This window comes from Cytobacillus sp. Bva_UNVM-123 (genome assembly GCF_046351715.2).
In the GTDB taxonomy this organism is placed as follows: Bacteria; Bacillota; Bacilli; order Bacillales; family Cytobacillaceae; genus Cytobacillus.
On sequence record NZ_CM177772.1, the window covers coordinates 5,103,088 to 5,118,147 of the forward strand.

The 15,060-nt window shown below is 36.6% G+C and carries 16 protein-coding genes; 7 read left to right on the forward strand and 9 right to left on the reverse strand.

The features are described from left to right. Nucleotides 1–50 precede the first annotated feature (50 nt). A complete protein-coding gene (locus KDN24_RS25850) occupies nucleotides 51–719 on the forward strand; it encodes a hypothetical protein (RefSeq protein ID WP_409971226.1) in 669 nt (222 codons plus the stop codon). Then, nucleotides 716–1,000, forward strand: coding sequence for a hypothetical protein (locus KDN24_RS25855; protein ID WP_409971227.1), 285 nt, complete (start codon nucleotides 716–718; stop codon nucleotides 998–1,000). The genes KDN24_RS25850 and KDN24_RS25855 overlap by 4 nt, the downstream gene beginning before the upstream one ends. Nucleotides 1,001–1,865: 865 nt before the next feature. Here the strand turns inward: KDN24_RS25855 and dacB are convergent. The 4 genes from dacB to KDN24_RS25875 all read right to left on the reverse strand — a co-directional run bounded on the left by dacB (nucleotide 1,866) and on the right by KDN24_RS25875 (nucleotide 5,123). After that, nucleotides 1,866–3,332, reverse strand: a complete 1,467-nt coding sequence (dacB, locus tag KDN24_RS25860) for a D-alanyl-D-alanine carboxypeptidase/D-alanyl-D-alanine endopeptidase (protein ID WP_409971130.1) — start codon at nucleotides 3,330–3,332, stop codon at nucleotides 1,866–1,868. 423 nt (nucleotides 3,333–3,755) lie between these two features. Continuing rightward, nucleotides 3,756–4,019, reverse strand: a complete 264-nt coding sequence (locus tag KDN24_RS25865) for an MGMT family protein (RefSeq protein ID WP_491348507.1) — start codon at nucleotides 4,017–4,019, stop codon at nucleotides 3,756–3,758. A 79-nt stretch (nucleotides 4,020–4,098) separates the two neighbouring features. Beyond that, nucleotides 4,099–4,608, reverse strand: coding sequence for a hypothetical protein (locus tag KDN24_RS25870; RefSeq protein ID WP_409971042.1), 510 nt, complete (start codon nucleotides 4,606–4,608; stop codon nucleotides 4,099–4,101). 26 nt (nucleotides 4,609–4,634) lie between these two features. Next, a complete protein-coding gene (locus KDN24_RS25875) occupies nucleotides 4,635–5,123 on the reverse strand; it encodes a hypothetical protein (protein WP_409971043.1) in 489 nt (162 codons plus the stop codon). Nucleotides 5,124–5,362: 239 nt separating this feature from the next. Here KDN24_RS25875 and KDN24_RS25880 point away from each other — a divergent pair, with 239 nt between their 5' ends. From KDN24_RS25880 to KDN24_RS25890, 3 genes are all read left to right on the forward strand, one after another. Continuing rightward, nucleotides 5,363–5,965: a DUF421 domain-containing protein gene (locus tag KDN24_RS25880; protein WP_409971044.1), complete on the forward strand. Its 603-nt coding sequence runs from the start codon at nucleotides 5,363–5,365 to the stop codon at nucleotides 5,963–5,965. A 254-nt stretch (nucleotides 5,966–6,219) separates the two neighbouring features. Then, entirely contained in the window at nucleotides 6,220–6,648 is a 429-nt protein-coding gene (locus KDN24_RS25885; RefSeq protein WP_409971045.1) for an exosporium protein C, read from the forward strand. Nucleotides 6,649–7,041: 393 nt separating this feature from the next. Further along, a complete protein-coding gene (locus tag KDN24_RS25890) occupies nucleotides 7,042–7,752 on the forward strand; it encodes a class I SAM-dependent methyltransferase (RefSeq protein WP_409971046.1) in 711 nt (236 codons plus the stop codon). 305 nt (nucleotides 7,753–8,057) lie between these two features. Here KDN24_RS25890 and KDN24_RS25895 read toward each other — a convergent pair whose 3' ends face one another. Next, nucleotides 8,058–8,525, reverse strand: coding sequence for a 2-thiouracil desulfurase family protein (locus KDN24_RS25895; RefSeq protein WP_409971131.1), 468 nt, complete (start codon nucleotides 8,523–8,525; stop codon nucleotides 8,058–8,060). Nucleotides 8,526–8,697: 172 nt separating this feature from the next. Continuing rightward, entirely contained in the window at nucleotides 8,698–10,209 is a 1,512-nt protein-coding gene (locus tag KDN24_RS25900) for a malate:quinone oxidoreductase (RefSeq protein WP_409971047.1), read from the reverse strand. A gap of 515 nt (nucleotides 10,210–10,724) precedes the next feature. On the opposite strand from KDN24_RS25900, the gene KDN24_RS25905 reads away from it, so the two are divergent. Together KDN24_RS25905 and KDN24_RS25910 are read left to right on the forward strand one after the other, a co-directional pair. Beyond that, nucleotides 10,725–11,630, forward strand: a complete 906-nt coding sequence (locus KDN24_RS25905) for a nuclease-related domain-containing protein (RefSeq protein ID WP_409971048.1) — start codon at nucleotides 10,725–10,727, stop codon at nucleotides 11,628–11,630. Between the two features lie 408 nt (nucleotides 11,631–12,038). After that, a complete protein-coding gene (locus KDN24_RS25910; protein ID WP_409971049.1) occupies nucleotides 12,039–12,209 on the forward strand; it encodes a hypothetical protein in 171 nt (56 codons plus the stop codon). A gap of 85 nt (nucleotides 12,210–12,294) precedes the next feature. Here KDN24_RS25910 and KDN24_RS25915 read toward each other — a convergent pair whose 3' ends face one another. From KDN24_RS25915 to KDN24_RS25925, 3 genes are all read right to left on the reverse strand, one after another. Beyond that, on the reverse strand, nucleotides 12,295–13,698 hold the full coding sequence (locus KDN24_RS25915; protein ID WP_409971050.1) for a sensor histidine kinase: 1,404 nt from the start codon (nucleotides 13,696–13,698) through the stop codon (nucleotides 12,295–12,297). 3 nt (nucleotides 13,699–13,701) lie between these two features. Continuing rightward, complete coding sequence (locus KDN24_RS25920; protein ID WP_409971051.1) at nucleotides 13,702–14,412, reverse strand: response regulator transcription factor; 711 nt, start codon at nucleotides 14,410–14,412, stop codon at nucleotides 13,702–13,704. A gap of 288 nt (nucleotides 14,413–14,700) precedes the next feature. Beyond that, nucleotides 14,701–15,060 (reverse strand): YxeA family protein, encoded by a 360-nt coding sequence (locus tag KDN24_RS25925; RefSeq protein WP_409971052.1) that lies wholly within the window; start codon nucleotides 15,058–15,060, stop codon nucleotides 14,701–14,703.

The window sequence follows — 15,060 nt, forward strand, 5'->3', positions numbered from 1 at the left end:
ATATTTTAGTCGTTAAAATATATATTCATTAAAGTAAGGTGGTGTTTATTTTGATAAATAAACAGAGTCAGACGCTGCGCAAGTTAACGTTAACGAGCGGACATATGAAAGAATTAGCAACAGAATATGATCAATTAAACATACGTGGTTCTGTTGCCATACACAAAGACGTATCTCTCCTAATTATTTCCTCTCACGGGCATAGTACATTTCATTCTCATGTGAAAGCAAATCGTTTAAATGCCTCAGGATCGTGTCTGATGAAAGGCCATTGTGAAGTAAAGGAGATCAGGAGTGCTGGGAATTTAAAAATGAGGTCTGGGCAAGCACAGAACATTATTAGTTCAGGAAAACTTACGATTGAAGAAACTCTACAGGCGGAACACATAGAGATAAACGGCGTCATACATGCAAAAAAGCTACATGCCAAGCACTTGCAGTTAAAATTGGCAGGTGAAAGCAAAATAGAAAAACTTTATACAGATGAAGTACACATCGGAAAGGATAGAAAAACCATTTCCTTCTTAAAGAAAAAACTAATTTGCCATAGTATTAAAGGAAAACGCTTGGAGCTTTCATATACAAATGCAGAGATCGTTGAGGGAGACGTCATCATAATTGGAAACGATTGCGTTATTCAAACACTTTATTATAAAGAGGACTATACAATCTCTCCAAATGCAAAAGTTCAAAAAATCATACGGTGTGAAGTGAAATGAAGAAAATAAAAAAGATAATTCTCGCCTTTTTCATATCACTTTCAATCCCTGTTCTATCTGTCCTATATGTCGGTCTCATTTTAAGCGCCATCATCTCAATCCTTGCCGGCCTCTTACGAACGATTGGTTTTGAGCAAATTGAAATGAGCATTTGGAACGGAATGGAACTCCCTGTTGCTCTAAGTATCCCTTTATCTCTTATCGTTTCTTCCCTATTAATCATCGTCTCAGTCTATATAAAGCGCTCCATTAAATTTTGTGTTTCACATTTTAAATTCTAATTAAACAGGAAAAAGGCTCTCATATGTTCGAGAGCCTTTCAATATATGTTATTGAACTTTTATTTAGTAACATAACACAAACGGGGGGACCTTTTCCCGATAATTAGCTGCCTTCTTTGTTTCGGGAATCAAACAGCGAGACCTTTTCCCGATAGTTGACGCCCTCCTTCGTTTCGGGAATCAAACAGCAAGACCTTTTCCCGATAGTTGACGCCCTCCTTCGTTTCGGGAAGCAAACAGCGAGACCTTTTCCCGATATTTGGCTGCCTCCTTTGTTTCGGGAAGCAAACAGCAAGACCCTTTCCCGATAGTTGACTGCCTCCTTCGTTTCGGGAAGCAAACAGCGAGACCCTTTCCCGATAATCGGCTTCCTCTTTCGTTTCGGGAAGCAAACAGCAAGACCCTTTCCCGATAGTTGACGCCCTCCTTCGTTTCGGGAAGCAAACAGCAAGACCCTTTCCCGATAGTTGACGCCCTCCTTCGTTTCGGGAATCAAACAGCAAGACCCTTTCCCGATAGTTGACGCCCTCCTTCGTTTCGGGAATCAAACAGCAAGACCCTTTCCCGATAGTTGACTGCCACCTTCGTTTCGGGAATCAAACAGCGAGACCCTTTCCCGATAGTTGACGCCCTCCTTCGTTTCGGGAAGCAAACAGCGAGACCCTTTCCCGATAGTTGACGCCCTCCTTCGTTTCGGGAATCAAACAGCAAGACCTTTTCCCGATAGTTGACTGCCACCTTCGTTTCGGGAAGCAAACAGCGAGACCCTTTCCTAATATTTGACGCCCTCCTTCGTTTCGGGAAGCAACTATTCTTTTAAATAGAGTCTTCCTTAGAAATGAAAGCTAAGTATCATTAAATGTGCTTATTGCTCAGCTAAGATAACCGCAATTTTATCTTCAATTTCTCTCCCTTTAGAACCGTCCAACAAATTATTAAGGACAACCGAAAATATAAGTTTTTCTCCGCCCTTCGTATCGACATATCCAGATAATGAGCTAACTGTAGAGATGGATCCCGTCTTCGCGATTACCTTGCCCTCTGCCGCAGTGTCTTTTAGCCGATTGCGGAGAGTTCCACCTACCATTCGATCAGCTGCTCCTGCAACTGGCAATGAATGCAAATACGTTGAGAACCATTCTTTACCTTGTATAACAAACAATAGATTTGTCATTTCATTTGCTGGTATTAAACTGACATGGGACATGCCGGAGCCATCTCTTAGGACAAGTGTCTTCGTATTAACACCAAGTTTGCTTAACTCTGCTTCCATTACTTCTATCCCCTTATCCCAGCTTCCTTCTCCTTTTTTGGCTTTCCCCATCTCCTTAACAAGTGTTTCGGCATGACCGTTATTGCTTAGTTTCATAAATGGAACAAGTAATTCAGATAATGGCTGTGATTGATGAGTAATTAATACCTTCGCTTTTTCAGGTGCGGCTGCCGTTCTCGTTTTCCCATTCAGCTTAATTCCTTGTTCAAGTAGTGATTGTTTAAATAAGTCAAGCGCATAGCCGGATGGTTCCCAAACTGACATCCATTCTCTTGCTCTGCTCGCTTCCAAAGGAATGGTTCCTTCAATTACAATTGTATTTGTACCGTGCTGGCGCTCAATCTGAATATCTCTTTTCCCGTCTTTTGCAACGGTTTTTGCTTTATTTACGATTTTTACATAATCGGTTTTTGGCTCTAATGTGACTAGTGGCACCTGCCCCGTGCTTTTCCCAGGATCGACATTCACGATGACGGTTCCGGCATCATAATCTTCATTCGGGGAAGCGGTTAATGCTGAAACTTGTGCACCATAGTAATACGATTCATTACTCCAAGATAAATCTGTAGAAAGGCGGATATTGTCATACCAAGTATCATCAGCGATTACATCACCTTGAATGTGATTAATGCCTAAATCCTTTAGCTTTTTAGCAAAATGGTCAAAGTCCGTTTTCAGGAGTGTTGGATCTCCCTTCCCTTTTAAAAAGAGATTTCCTTGCAGCATTTTTCCTTTTACAGAACCATCTGTCAAAATATCGGTCGTAAAACGATAATTTCCCCCTAACGTTGACATCGCTGCAGCTGCTGTAAATAGCTTCATGTTCGAGGCAGGTTTCAAGCGAATATCACCAATATGTTCATATAGCAGTTCACCCGTTTCGGCTGATCGAACACTCACTCCAGCAAGTGCCCCCAATAAATCAGGATCATTGTTTAACAGCTGGTTCAATTCCTGAACAAGTGGCTTACCTTCTTCTGTTGCCTGAACAATTGGAGCTTCCAAGTTCATTTGAGGAATGAACGCAAGCACCATAATCAATAAAACTGTTAGACTCATTTTTTTCAATTAAGACAACCTCCCTTCTCTCCTTTATTCTTAATTGAATTCGTCTTTCAAACGTGAAATCCTCCATTTCCAGTATGAGGAAAAAGGAGTGTTTTTCATACAATATTTAATTGTATTTCAGGAAAAAGAATTGGATGATTTAGAGGAGAAATTTTATCGATAAATATTATTCTAATAAGGCGATTTTTCAATAAAAAATTCTGTTTGAACAGGAGTATGGGTTAATATTAAGAACTTATCAATTAGAAAAATAACTATTGTAAACAAGCATTTCAAACTAGTATAAGAATAACCTCTTTCTCTCCTAATAAAATAAGGAAAATCAGCGATTTATGTAAACAGTCGAATATACCTATAATGACTTCCTTGAAAGTAAAAACAAGTTGTCTCATAGATACAAATTTATAAGACAACCTATTCAACAAGATCTATATCTGGATGATACAAATAACGATTTAAATCAATTGTCCCATTTCGCTTGAATTCTACCCCCTCACTTTCTAGCAATAATCTTTGAACCGAATAATACTCATCATCTTTCAGTCCAATTTCTCCTTTCGAGTTTATCACCCGATGCCATGGCAATTGATGTTTTTTACTCATCGAATGGAGAATTCTTACTACTTGTCTCGCTCCTCTAGGACTGCCAGCCAGTTTAGCTATTTGCCCATATGTCATGACCTTTCCTACTGGTATATTTTTAATAATTTCAACAGCTCTTATTGTAAAAGTTTGCACAAAAAATCTTCCTTTATGATTAAAATGAAATTTTTGTAGATTGTATAAGACTAGTTTGCAATTTTTGAGAGAGTTTCTTCCCGAAGAAAGCATCTGCTTTATCCTCTATTTCGGTTAGAATGATATCATTTTCACTGAGGGTTTCACGGATTCTGTCTACAATCTTCATCGCATTTACTCCATTAATTTGTTGAGCGACCCGTTCGAGAAGAACCTTTGTATCAACAGAAAATCTCCGGGCAAAGCTATGACACCTAACCATATTATTCTGGAGAAACTCAGAATATTCAAGTGTAAAAATACGACGGATACACCCTCTCATCCCTGCATAACCATAAGAAACCTCTGAGGCAGCACGATAAAACAGGATCATCCCGTCTGCATGGCTTGACTCGGGATGCAATCTTAACTCTGTAATTAACGAAACTAAGCGCTTCACCACTACTGTTCCTCGCTCGGTTGCCTCCCACCATTCTAATAATCTCTGCTGCTCTTCTTCACTCATATGAACTTTAGATTGATGAGGCATATCCTTTTTTCCTCCTCCGTAGTATATTAAAGGCGCGGAATAGCCTGAACATTTTGGATGCGTTTTAATATTACATTCCATTCCTCTCCAAAAAGAGTTTTGCCATATGTGTTAGCCTCTTTAATTTGTTGAGCTATTTGCCCATTTAAAAACAAACTTTGCTTAATTAAGTCATAGGTTTCAGTTGTCGCTTCTTTTACTACTAGCTCAAAATTGGGTCTCATTTGCTTTTCACTAATCCGCAATGTATCTAGGTCCAAAACAAGCATTTCTTTTCCAAGTGATATCGTTTCCCCGTTTCGAAGCCGCTCAATCGTCCCTCTGACTGCATCAAACCCATAACCGATGTCAGCCACAGTAGCATGATACGGATTTAACCCCGGCGCATTCCGTAACGAAGGAATCATACGAAAACCAGTCGTAATGGAGCAAACAACTTCCTTTGCAGCCATCCCTTTCTCTAAAGCAGCATCAATGGCATCAAAGTAAACATTCCACTCACTTCTCTCCATCATCAATAAGGAATCCTCCCTTTTTATTAAAACTTCCCAAACTCTGTAAATTTGCCTTCAAGGAATCATATTATGTTCTATTCTGTCCTTATGATAATTTAGAGCAACTATAGGAACGCCATTTCAAGAACAGGGATTATTTAATAATGATTGAAACATAACTTTTCTGATAATGGAGAGGATAAGTTGGTAAAGCATTGTGATCAATATGTTGAAGAGGATTGAATTAAAGGAGAGCGTATATGGATTTAGATTGGGTATGGAAAACTCTCATCATCATTGTAGCCGGATTGTTTTTGTTAAGGATTGGCGGCAGAAGGTCTATTGCTCATATGACAGTTCCGCATACAGTGATCATGATTATGATTGGTACATTACTGATTCATCCAGTGAAAAGTAAAGGACTTTGGACAACTATCGCCATTGGAGCCTTATTAATACTAGCTCTTATCATCATTGAATTTATTGAGTTAAAATTTAATCGATTCGAATCTATTGTCTCAGGTAAAGCGATATTAGTAATTGAAAACGGAGAGATCAATGTTAAAAATTTAAAACAACTCAGGTTAACAAGTAAGAAAGTAGAAGCACTTCTACGACAAGTAGGTATCGCAACTGTTAGCGATGTCCAGTATGCGACAATCGAAACTAATGGTCAATTAGGATATTTGCTAAAAAAGGAGAAACAGCCTGCAACGAAAGAAGACATACAAAATCTTATTCACTTAATTCAAACAGGTCAAACCCCAGTCCAAACTAATGAATTACCCGATCATAAAGAGAATATATTTATGAAAGTAGCAAACAGAGATTCTCACGTTTCATCTCCTAAAAAGTTTGAATGAACATCTCATCGTAAGTTCGTAAACCACCCTTGTAATTATACGCCTTAAAGAGAATTGCATGCTGTGTTCCTCCATAACCTTATCTATTATTAATGTGAAGCCGATAAGCCACTTTTGACAATCATGCTAAGGGACCGCCTAAAATTGGCGGTTTCTTTTGTTTATCTTTAGAAAATGGCACAGCTTGGTTTACTACACAATCAAACATTGAAAAACCACATATCTTAAAGCATTATACAAAAGGAGGTGAAAAAATGGTACAAGTTCTTGATTACCAAGCCACTCAACCTCTAAGCCGGTTTAACCCAGCGAAAGCTACTGTAATTCCACAGGCTCCTTTTAAACTTATCTTAGCCACTATTAAAATAAACATCCCGGTCAATGCTTCAAGAAATAATCGCATTGAGCTAATTTCAACCGTGGGTGTGTCAGGAATAACGAATATTTCCCAAATAGTATTTAGAATCTTTCGTAACGGAAGAGAAATATTTAATACTCAGGATGGGGTAGAATCAGCTGGGTCAGAACAAAACTACGTCTTTACTTTCCAAGCCATTGATACTAATTTAAAATCTGGCGCTAACTTCTATCAGCTTACCGTGGAGAATATTACACCTAACACTCAGTCAAACCTTGTTGGACCCCTTTCTTTTAGTGGACTAGCTATAAAAGGATCAAAGTAATAGCTTTTTTGCCATGTACCATTAATTCGTTCACCATTTGATTCAAAAATTGCAAAAAGAGTAACCAATAAAATAATTATGTCCGGCACAAGTTCTTGTGCCGGTTTTTTGTCTGTTTTAGCTTATCCTCTTATTTTTCTGCGTCTACAGGGTTCTACAAAGCAAATGCCATCTTTATTCGTTTAAATATCTCCGTTTCCGTTTGATCTTATTTAATGAAGTGTGCCGGCCATAAAAATCAAGAAAATTCTTAATTAAAATAATAGGTGTATCGTGGAGGCAGGACAAAGAGCTTGTACTCGTTCAATCTAAAACGAACTTTTCTCTCAAGAAGAACCATCTTATTTTTTCTATCATAATTATACAAATAAGAAAATAAAGAAGGTGATTCTAATGGGAGGTTCCATTTATTTAGATGCTTTGTCCAAATTCGGGGTTGGTGGTGCACACCCTGGTGGCCTTAATTTAACAAAGGAAATGTTTAAAGATGTGAAAATGAACAACACATCTCATGTATTAGATGTAGGATGTGGCACCGGCCAAACTGCTGCTTATTTAGCTACTCATTTCGGAGCAAAAGTAACGGGGATAGACATCAATCCGATCATGGTGGAGAAAGCTAGAAATAGAATGGAGCAATCTCAATTACCAGTCGAAATTATTCAAGGATCCATCGAAAATTGCCCATTAATGAATGAAACATTTGATTTTATTATTTCCGAGTCAGTTCTTTCTTTCGTAAATAAGCCTAAGGCTCTTAAAGAAATATACCGATTATTAAAAAAGGGTGGCCTTTTTTTTGCAAACGAGATGACGATTAATAAACCTCTTACAGCAATGGATGAAGCGGAAATCAGACAATTTTATGGCTTAGATTCCATCCTTCAAAAGAAGGAATGGATCGCTTTATTTGAACATTCTGGGTTTATAAATATTAGAACTTACAAGAATAAAACACCAGTTATCCACAACCAATCAATGCCTGACCTACACGTCTCAAAATATATTGAACCTAAGCATTATGCCATATTGAATGAGCACTTTAATATAATAGGAAAATATCAAGCTATTTTAGACTATCGCATTTTTTCCTGTATGAAATAATTGCATCGGATCTCTAAAAAAGAAGACTTGCAGTTAAACATCTTCTGCAAGCCTTCTTTCTTGTTGTTTGTGGCATTTAACATGAAAATTCTTCATATCTCTTTCTACATACACATTATTTGAATTAACATATTGTTGTTGCATTAGGTTTACCACTCACTTCATTTACAAAGTATTCCTTTGTAAAGCATTGTGTCACAGAATTTAGTCATTTTAGAGGAAGTTCACCCAATGGTGATATTCTGCTTTTTTTAAATAATCAAAATGTAGAATTTGCAGATGACGAAAAAATGAACAGTATGTGTTTATTTAACTTCATCAAGAAAGTCAGAGAATTTTCCTTCAGACACTACTTTCAAGCCGTTTCTTTTTAATAATGCGGTTGTAACACCATTTCCAACTATTTTCTTCCCTTTAAATTCTCCATTATAAATCATCTCACTGCCACAGGATGGGCTGTATTCCTTTAAAACGATCACAGTTGCCTTAACCTCTAGAGCTTTTTCTAGCGTCAAATACGCCCCTTTTATATATAATTCCGTTACATCTTTTCCTGACTTCTCAACAACCCTTGCTTTCCCATCAAGAACATCATATCCATTGCCACCAATTATTTCAGCAGGCTCTCGCGGAGTTGAAAAGCCGCCTAATAATTCCGGACATACAGAGATTGCTTTTTTTTCTACCAGAAGCTTCTTTATTCGATTATCTAAACTGTGCGTACCATTATACCGAACTTCTAACCCTGCTAAGCATGAACTCACTAATATCACTAAATTCACTTCACCTTCAAAAGTTCTAATTACTACTTCCATATTACCATTGTTTAAGCTATTAAATTTCTTAACATTGATTCTGCGCTTTTCTATTCTTCTCAATAAAAAAAGAACCTTCAATCTGTAGAAAGATTAAAGATTCATTGTTTGTTTTCCTATATTTAAAGATTTAACTATAGACTAGCTCTTTTTCCCTCTTCTCACTTAGACCGAGCGCTTCTGCTGTTGAAGTATGAATTTCGTGTAGAAGTTCTTCATTTTCCATTAGTGACACGCCATAGGAAGGAATCATTTCTTTAATCTTCGGTTCCCAATCCTCCACATGTTCTGGGAAGCATTTTGATATGACTTCAAGCATGACGTGAACAGCGGTAGAAGCGCCAGGAGAAGCGCCTAGCAATGCTGCGATCGAACCATCAGCAGCCGTTATCACTTCCGTTCCAAATTGAAGCGTTCCTTTACCGCCTGCCTCTGTATCTTTAATAACTTGTACACGTTGGCCCGCCACGACTAAATCCCAATCCTCAAGTCTGGCATTCGGGATAAATTCGCGCAACTCTTCCATGCGCTGTTCTTTCGATAGCAGCACTTGCTGAATCAAATATTTTGTCAATGACATTTCTTTTGCACCTGCCGCCAACATCGTTAAAACATTATTCGGCTTGACAGTAGAAACTAAATCGAACATTGAACCCGTTTTTAAAAATTTTGGTGAGAAGCCAGCGAACGGTCCAAATAGCAATGTCTTTTTGTTGTCAATATAGCGTGTATCAAGATGTGGAACTGACATTGGAGGAGCCCCAACCTTCGCTTTTCCATACACTTTTGCATGATGCTGTTCGACAATATCTGGATTATTACAGACCATAAATATTCCACTTACCGGGAATCCGCCAATATGCTTTGACTCAGGAATACCGGTTTTTTGTAATAAAGGCAGACTTCCTCCTCCACCACCAATAAAGATGAATTTAGCAGTATGGCGTTCAACAGTACCGCTATCAAGATTTTGCACCTTCACTTCCCATAAACCATCGCTTGTACGCTTAATATCATTGACACTATGTTTATAGTTTACGTTGACACCATTATTCTCTAAATGGTCAAACAACATGCGCGTTAAAGCGCCGAAGTTTACATCCGTTCCAGAGTCAATTTTTGTTGCCGCAATGGGTTCATTCACTGTTCGGCCTTCCATAATAACCGGAATCCATTCCAGCAACTTTTCAGGGTCATCGGAAAACTCCATTCCTTGAAATAGTGGATTATTTGAAAGCGCTTCAAAACGTTTTTTCAAAAAGGTTACATTGTTTTCCCCTTGCACTAAACTCATATGAGGGATTGGCATAATAAAATCCTGCGGATTTTGAATTAACTTGCTATTTACTAGATAAGACCAAAACTGCCTTGAAAGCTGAAATTGTTCATTAATTTTTAAAGCTTTGCTAATATCTATCGATCCATCAGCTTTTTCCGATGTATAGTTGAGCTCGCACAATGCTGAATGACCAGTTCCCGCATTATTCCATTCATTGGAGCTTTCTTCCCCTGCACTTGCGAGTTTCTCAAACACTTTGATTTCCCATTCCGGTGCTAATTCCTTTAGTAACGAACCTAAAGTCGCGCTCATGATTCCAGCACCAATTAAGATTACATCTGCTTTTTTCTGTATGTTGCTCATGCTACCCTTCCTTATCCCTATATTTGCAAAAAAAGAATAGGCGCTCCTGCTTAGGTGTCAAAAATAGCAAGGCGTCACATTGGAACAAACCTCTTCTGTTTCATTTATAACTACCATTCTCTATTATAATTATTTATAGATTAAAATATCTACTATTATCTGATAATAACCAACTATTTAATGTTGGTAAAAAGTGAAAAGACCGTTAAATGGCCCTATAAACAACAAAAAATCACGATATTACATTATAAAAATTGTACTTTTGTAATTTTGGAATCGATATAGAAATGCACTATCATGAGGAATCCTATTTTTTACACAAATTGTATGGTTTTTATTGACAATATTGTATACCATTGTATTAGTCGATAGTTACTTTTACCTGTGAATTTGCTGAATGCTACATCATTAATTAAAAGAATTAGTTTTTAAATGAATTAGATCACTCAGCCACAAAAGATTTAGCTTCAACTCACTCAGATTAGCGTTTCAAAAAACTAGAAAGGGTGTGAACAATGCTCTATAAAGTGAGGACAGAATCTGTTGAATTACTTATTCTCAAATTTCTAAACACAAGAATGAGTTTGGCTGAAAAGGAAAAACAGCATTATTATAACCTGAAAAAGGGGTATGAGGGAGAGACTCTATTTGATTCGATGACTGAAAAGCTCGAGTGTGATTGCTTAATCATTAATGATTTATTACTTAAACATCATAACTCCTTCTTCCAAATTGACACACTGATTATTTTGCCTGAAACTGTTTATTTTTTTGAAGTGAAAAATTATGAAGGAGACTATTATTATGAATCAGAGAGACTTTATTTGAAACATCGAATTGAAGTTAATAATCCGCTCAACCAATTGAATCGAAGCGAATCATTATTACGTCAGTTACTTCAAAATCTTAAAATTCATATCTCAATCCATGCTCTGGTGGTCTTTATTAACCCCGAATTTACCTTATACCAAACACCTCTTAACATACCATTTATTTTTCCAACCCAAATTAATCGTTTGTTAAAAGCTTTAAATGCAACTACCTCTAAATTAAATAGAAAGCACAAGTTACTGGCTGAACAGTTAATATCCTTGCATATTCATCATACTCCTTTTAAGTTATTACCTTCATATGATTTTGACCAACTGCAAAAAGGAATTAGTTGCAGTAAATGTTCTTCACTCTCCACTTTTGTTGAGGGGCGTAAATGTGTTTGTAGAGATTGTGGGCATAAGGATTTAGTAGCAACTGCTGTCATGCGCAGCGTAAGAGAATTTAAGCTCCTTTTTCCCGATAAAAAAATAACAACGAATGTTATTCATAAGTGGTGTAAGGTAGTAGAATCCAGAAAGAGAATTAAAAGAATTCTAGAGAAAAATTTTCAAACTGTAGGGGTTAGGCAGTGTGCTTTCTACGAATAAAAGGGCAATCTTACAAAGCGGCTGTTGATAGCTTACTAGCTACTTAGTTTATATAAAAAAGTTCTTCATTAGTGAGATAAGGGACTTTTCTCTTCGTCATTCCTGGAATTTTGTCCTTCAACTTCACTTTGTGGGACATTTTGAATGCCATTCTACGGGGATTTGTCCTTCAACTTCAGTTTGAAGGACAGTTTGACTGCAGCTCCACGGAGTTTTGTCCTTCAACTTCACTTTGAAGGACATTTTACCTGCTATTCCTCGAGGATTTGTCCTTCAACATCTTTTTGAAGGACATTTTAACTGCAGTTCCATGGAGCTTTGTCCTTCTCACAAACATCATCATAAAAGACCCAGCAAATCCACTGGATTTGAACCATTAAATGAACACGCAAAACGAGTTTACGAAAAATGATTGAACAAGGCCAGAAGGACGGATTATTTATCGAGGGAGACCCGATGGAATTAGCGATTTACTACCAATCCCTCAATCAAGGTCTTACACTATGGAATACAAGAGGCTTTTATCCCATTGAAGTTGAAGTTTCTGCTGATAAAGTCATGAGTTTCTTTCTAGCATGATCATGTTGTTGCAAGTATGAGATGGAAAAATAAATAAATAGATAAAGCCTTATCAAAATTTCCTGATAAGGCTTTTAAAAAGGATTTATAGATGAATTTCAATCGTTGTTCCTTGACCAACTTCACTGATCATGATAATCTCCCCGCCATGTGCTTGAATAATATCATTCGCGATAGCCATTCCAAGTCCAGAGCCTTTATGTGCAGCTCCAGTGTTTGTTCCACGATAATAGCGGTCAAAGATCCTTTCTAATTCCTCCTTCTTTATTCCTTTCCCATCATCTTTTATCACGATATGTGTGTATTCTTTCTTTTCGATGCTGACGGCAATTTTTACGTTAGGATCATTATGAACAATAGCATTATAAATTAAATTATTAATCGCTCTTCGAAAGAGAATTTCATCTACTTCTAACGTTATATTCTCTTCATTTACAAGAAATTGAATATCCCGATTGGGGTATTTAGGATCGTTCAATATATCAATCACCATATTGCGCAACAAATACACAATATTCGTCGCTTTTTTATTCAACGATAATTCTTTGTTCTTTAATCTTGTCGATAAATTTAGATCTTCAATTACCTCTTTTATATAAAGGGACTTCGTTTCGATAATCTCCGCATATTCCCTTATTTCATTCAAAGTAAAATCATAATCAGGATCCTTTATCATTTCAGCATAGCCTTGAATCGAGGAAAGTGGCGTTTTCATATCATGTGAAATATTAGCGATCCATTCCTCTTTCATTAAATCTAATTTCTTTCTTTCATTTTCACTTGCTTTCAGTTGGTTTGATAAATGATTTAAATTATAAAAGACACTTTTGTAAAGTCCTTTTGGTTCCGAATAATAAAACTCATGATTTGCCAACTTTTTTATCCCATCAATTAATCTATGTAATGGGACTGTAAGCCTTTTGCTAAAAAAGTATCCAATCAATAAAGCAATAAGAATATCTATCATAAAAATAACCATTCCAACCTTCAATATTTGAAAGATGTCTCGATTATCATAGGAGATAAAATATCTATTTAAATTAGGATTTTCAATTCCAATCAAATAGCTAAACTGACGGTCATTTCCCTTCTTTTCACCAACATAAACAACTGTATCCGCCATTTCTTTATACTTGTACATTTGAATTATTTCTATTGGGGTATGGTTTTTTTTTATTTCTGAAGGAACTTGAAAGCCGAATACCTCTTTGCCATTTTCATCTAAAATTTGTATCCATGCTTTCATTTTTATTAACTCTTCTTGCCCTTTTTCTGTAATTGACACTTGTTCATTATCTGTGACAATTACCTCATTTTGGAACTGTCTCGTAAATTGTTCGGGAGATGTTTCTTTTTCCTGAAAGATTGGTAAATCCAAATTTGCTTGTGCAATTAGCAATGTGATAACAAGGAAAACATTAATGAAGATCACTAGGGCAACAACCAACACAACCGAAAATAAATACCTCCCAGTCAACTTCCATTTCATAAACTATTCATCCTCTATAGCAAGCTTATAGCCCAAGCCCTTTAAGGTAATCAAATATTTTGGCTGAGAAGGCTGGGCTTCAATTTTTTCCCGTAATCTTCGAATATGAACCATGATGGTATTATCCATACCAAAGAATTCCTCGCCCCACACTGCATCATAAAGCTGTTCCTTACTGATTACTCTGTTTTTGTTTTGGAGAAAATATTTCATTAATCCGAGTTCCTTTGGCTTTAAGTCAATGACTTCCCCATTTTTTGTTAATTGTGCCTTTTCTTCATTCAATTCAAATGGGCCAACTTTGATGATCGACTCTTTTACCACGTCTGTCTGCAGGTAATCTGCTCTCCGCAATTGTGCTTTTACTCGATAAGCTACCTCTTTTGGGCTAAATGGTTTTGTAATGTAATCATCGCCGCCTATGGCAAAGCCTAAAATTTTATCAATTTCCTCCGTTTTTGCTGACAAAAATAAAATCGGTACTTTTGAGATATTTCTAATTTGTTTACATACATCATAGCCTTCTCCATCTGGCAGCATAATATCTAATAAAACAAGATCTGGGTTCGTTTTTTGGAATTGCTTGAACCCCTCTTTTACGGTAGCAGCAGTAATCACATTTTCAATTCCCTCTTTTATAAGAACTGTCTTAATCAGTCTTAAAATATCTTCTTCATCATCTATAATTAAAACTTTTTTGTTATTGAATGACATCGTATCTTCCCTCCAGTATTTTATCCCGCATTAACGGGCTGTAAGACCTCATTCCAAGAAATTTTGGAAACACTTCGGAAACCCTCACTGATTGAAGTTTCACTTTATTATTAGTAGAAAAACTTGACGTTCGCAAGTCTTTCCGGCGAATGCCTTCATTTTTAAATCAGATAAAGTACGCAAGAACTTGATCGTCATATCATTTCACCTGTAAAACAAATGAAAATTCCGATTCGCTCAAAAAGGAACCCTTTTTAACAAGGATTCCCTTTGTATTCTCATAAAAATTTACTTGAATTTTCCAGATACCTCCTCTGGCAGCTCTTTTTCTGCTACTTCCTGATAAGACGTAACTCCTTTTTCATCTTTCACAAATAAGATTAAATAAGCATTTTCTCGAAGTTGTTTATTGGAAGTAAAAGTAAATATTTTTTGTTTGCCTTCCTTATCAAAAGCTGGCAGATTATATTCATATCTGACAAATTTCTCCCCATTGTCAAATTTATCATCGATCTTTTTTCCTTCTCCGATAATTTGAGTATAAAATTCATCCGCTCCTAACCTGTTAAAGTTTACCTTTTGTAAGATTACTAGACCACTAAGCAGGATAGCTACGATGATTAGGCAAGATATTATCATTTTTTTCAT

Coding starts and splice junctions, on each gene's coding strand:
- KDN24_RS25855 (WP_409971227.1), top strand. CDS start 716: ATGAAGAAAATAAAAAAGATAATTCTCGCCTTTTTCATATCACTTTCA.
- dacB (WP_409971130.1), bottom strand. CDS start 3,332: ATGAGTCTAACAGTTTTATTGATTATGGTGCTTGCGTTCATTCCTCAA.
- KDN24_RS25865 (WP_491348507.1), bottom strand. CDS start 4,019: ATGACATATGGGCAAATAGCTAAACTGGCTGGCAGTCCTAGAGGAGCG.
- KDN24_RS25870 (WP_409971042.1), bottom strand. CDS start 4,608: ATGCCTCATCAATCTAAAGTTCATATGAGTGAAGAAGAGCAGCAGAGA.
- KDN24_RS25875 (WP_409971043.1), bottom strand. CDS start 5,123: ATGATGGAGAGAAGTGAGTGGAATGTTTACTTTGATGCCATTGATGCT.
- KDN24_RS25880 (WP_409971044.1), top strand. CDS start 5,363: ATGGATTTAGATTGGGTATGGAAAACTCTCATCATCATTGTAGCCGGA.
- KDN24_RS25885 (WP_409971045.1), top strand. CDS start 6,220: ATGGTACAAGTTCTTGATTACCAAGCCACTCAACCTCTAAGCCGGTTT.
- KDN24_RS25890 (WP_409971046.1), top strand. CDS start 7,042: ATGGGAGGTTCCATTTATTTAGATGCTTTGTCCAAATTCGGGGTTGGT.
- KDN24_RS25900 (WP_409971047.1), bottom strand. CDS start 10,209: ATGAGCAACATACAGAAAAAAGCAGATGTAATCTTAATTGGTGCTGGA.
- KDN24_RS25905 (WP_409971048.1), top strand. CDS start 10,725: ATGCTCTATAAAGTGAGGACAGAATCTGTTGAATTACTTATTCTCAAA.
- KDN24_RS25910 (WP_409971049.1), top strand. CDS start 12,039: ATGATTGAACAAGGCCAGAAGGACGGATTATTTATCGAGGGAGACCCG.
- KDN24_RS25915 (WP_409971050.1), bottom strand. CDS start 13,698: ATGAAATGGAAGTTGACTGGGAGGTATTTATTTTCGGTTGTGTTGGTT.
- KDN24_RS25920 (WP_409971051.1), bottom strand. CDS start 14,412: ATGTCATTCAATAACAAAAAAGTTTTAATTATAGATGATGAAGAAGAT.
- KDN24_RS25925 (WP_409971052.1), bottom strand. CDS start 15,060: ATGAAAAAAATGATAATATCTTGCCTAATCATCGTAGCTATCCTGCTT.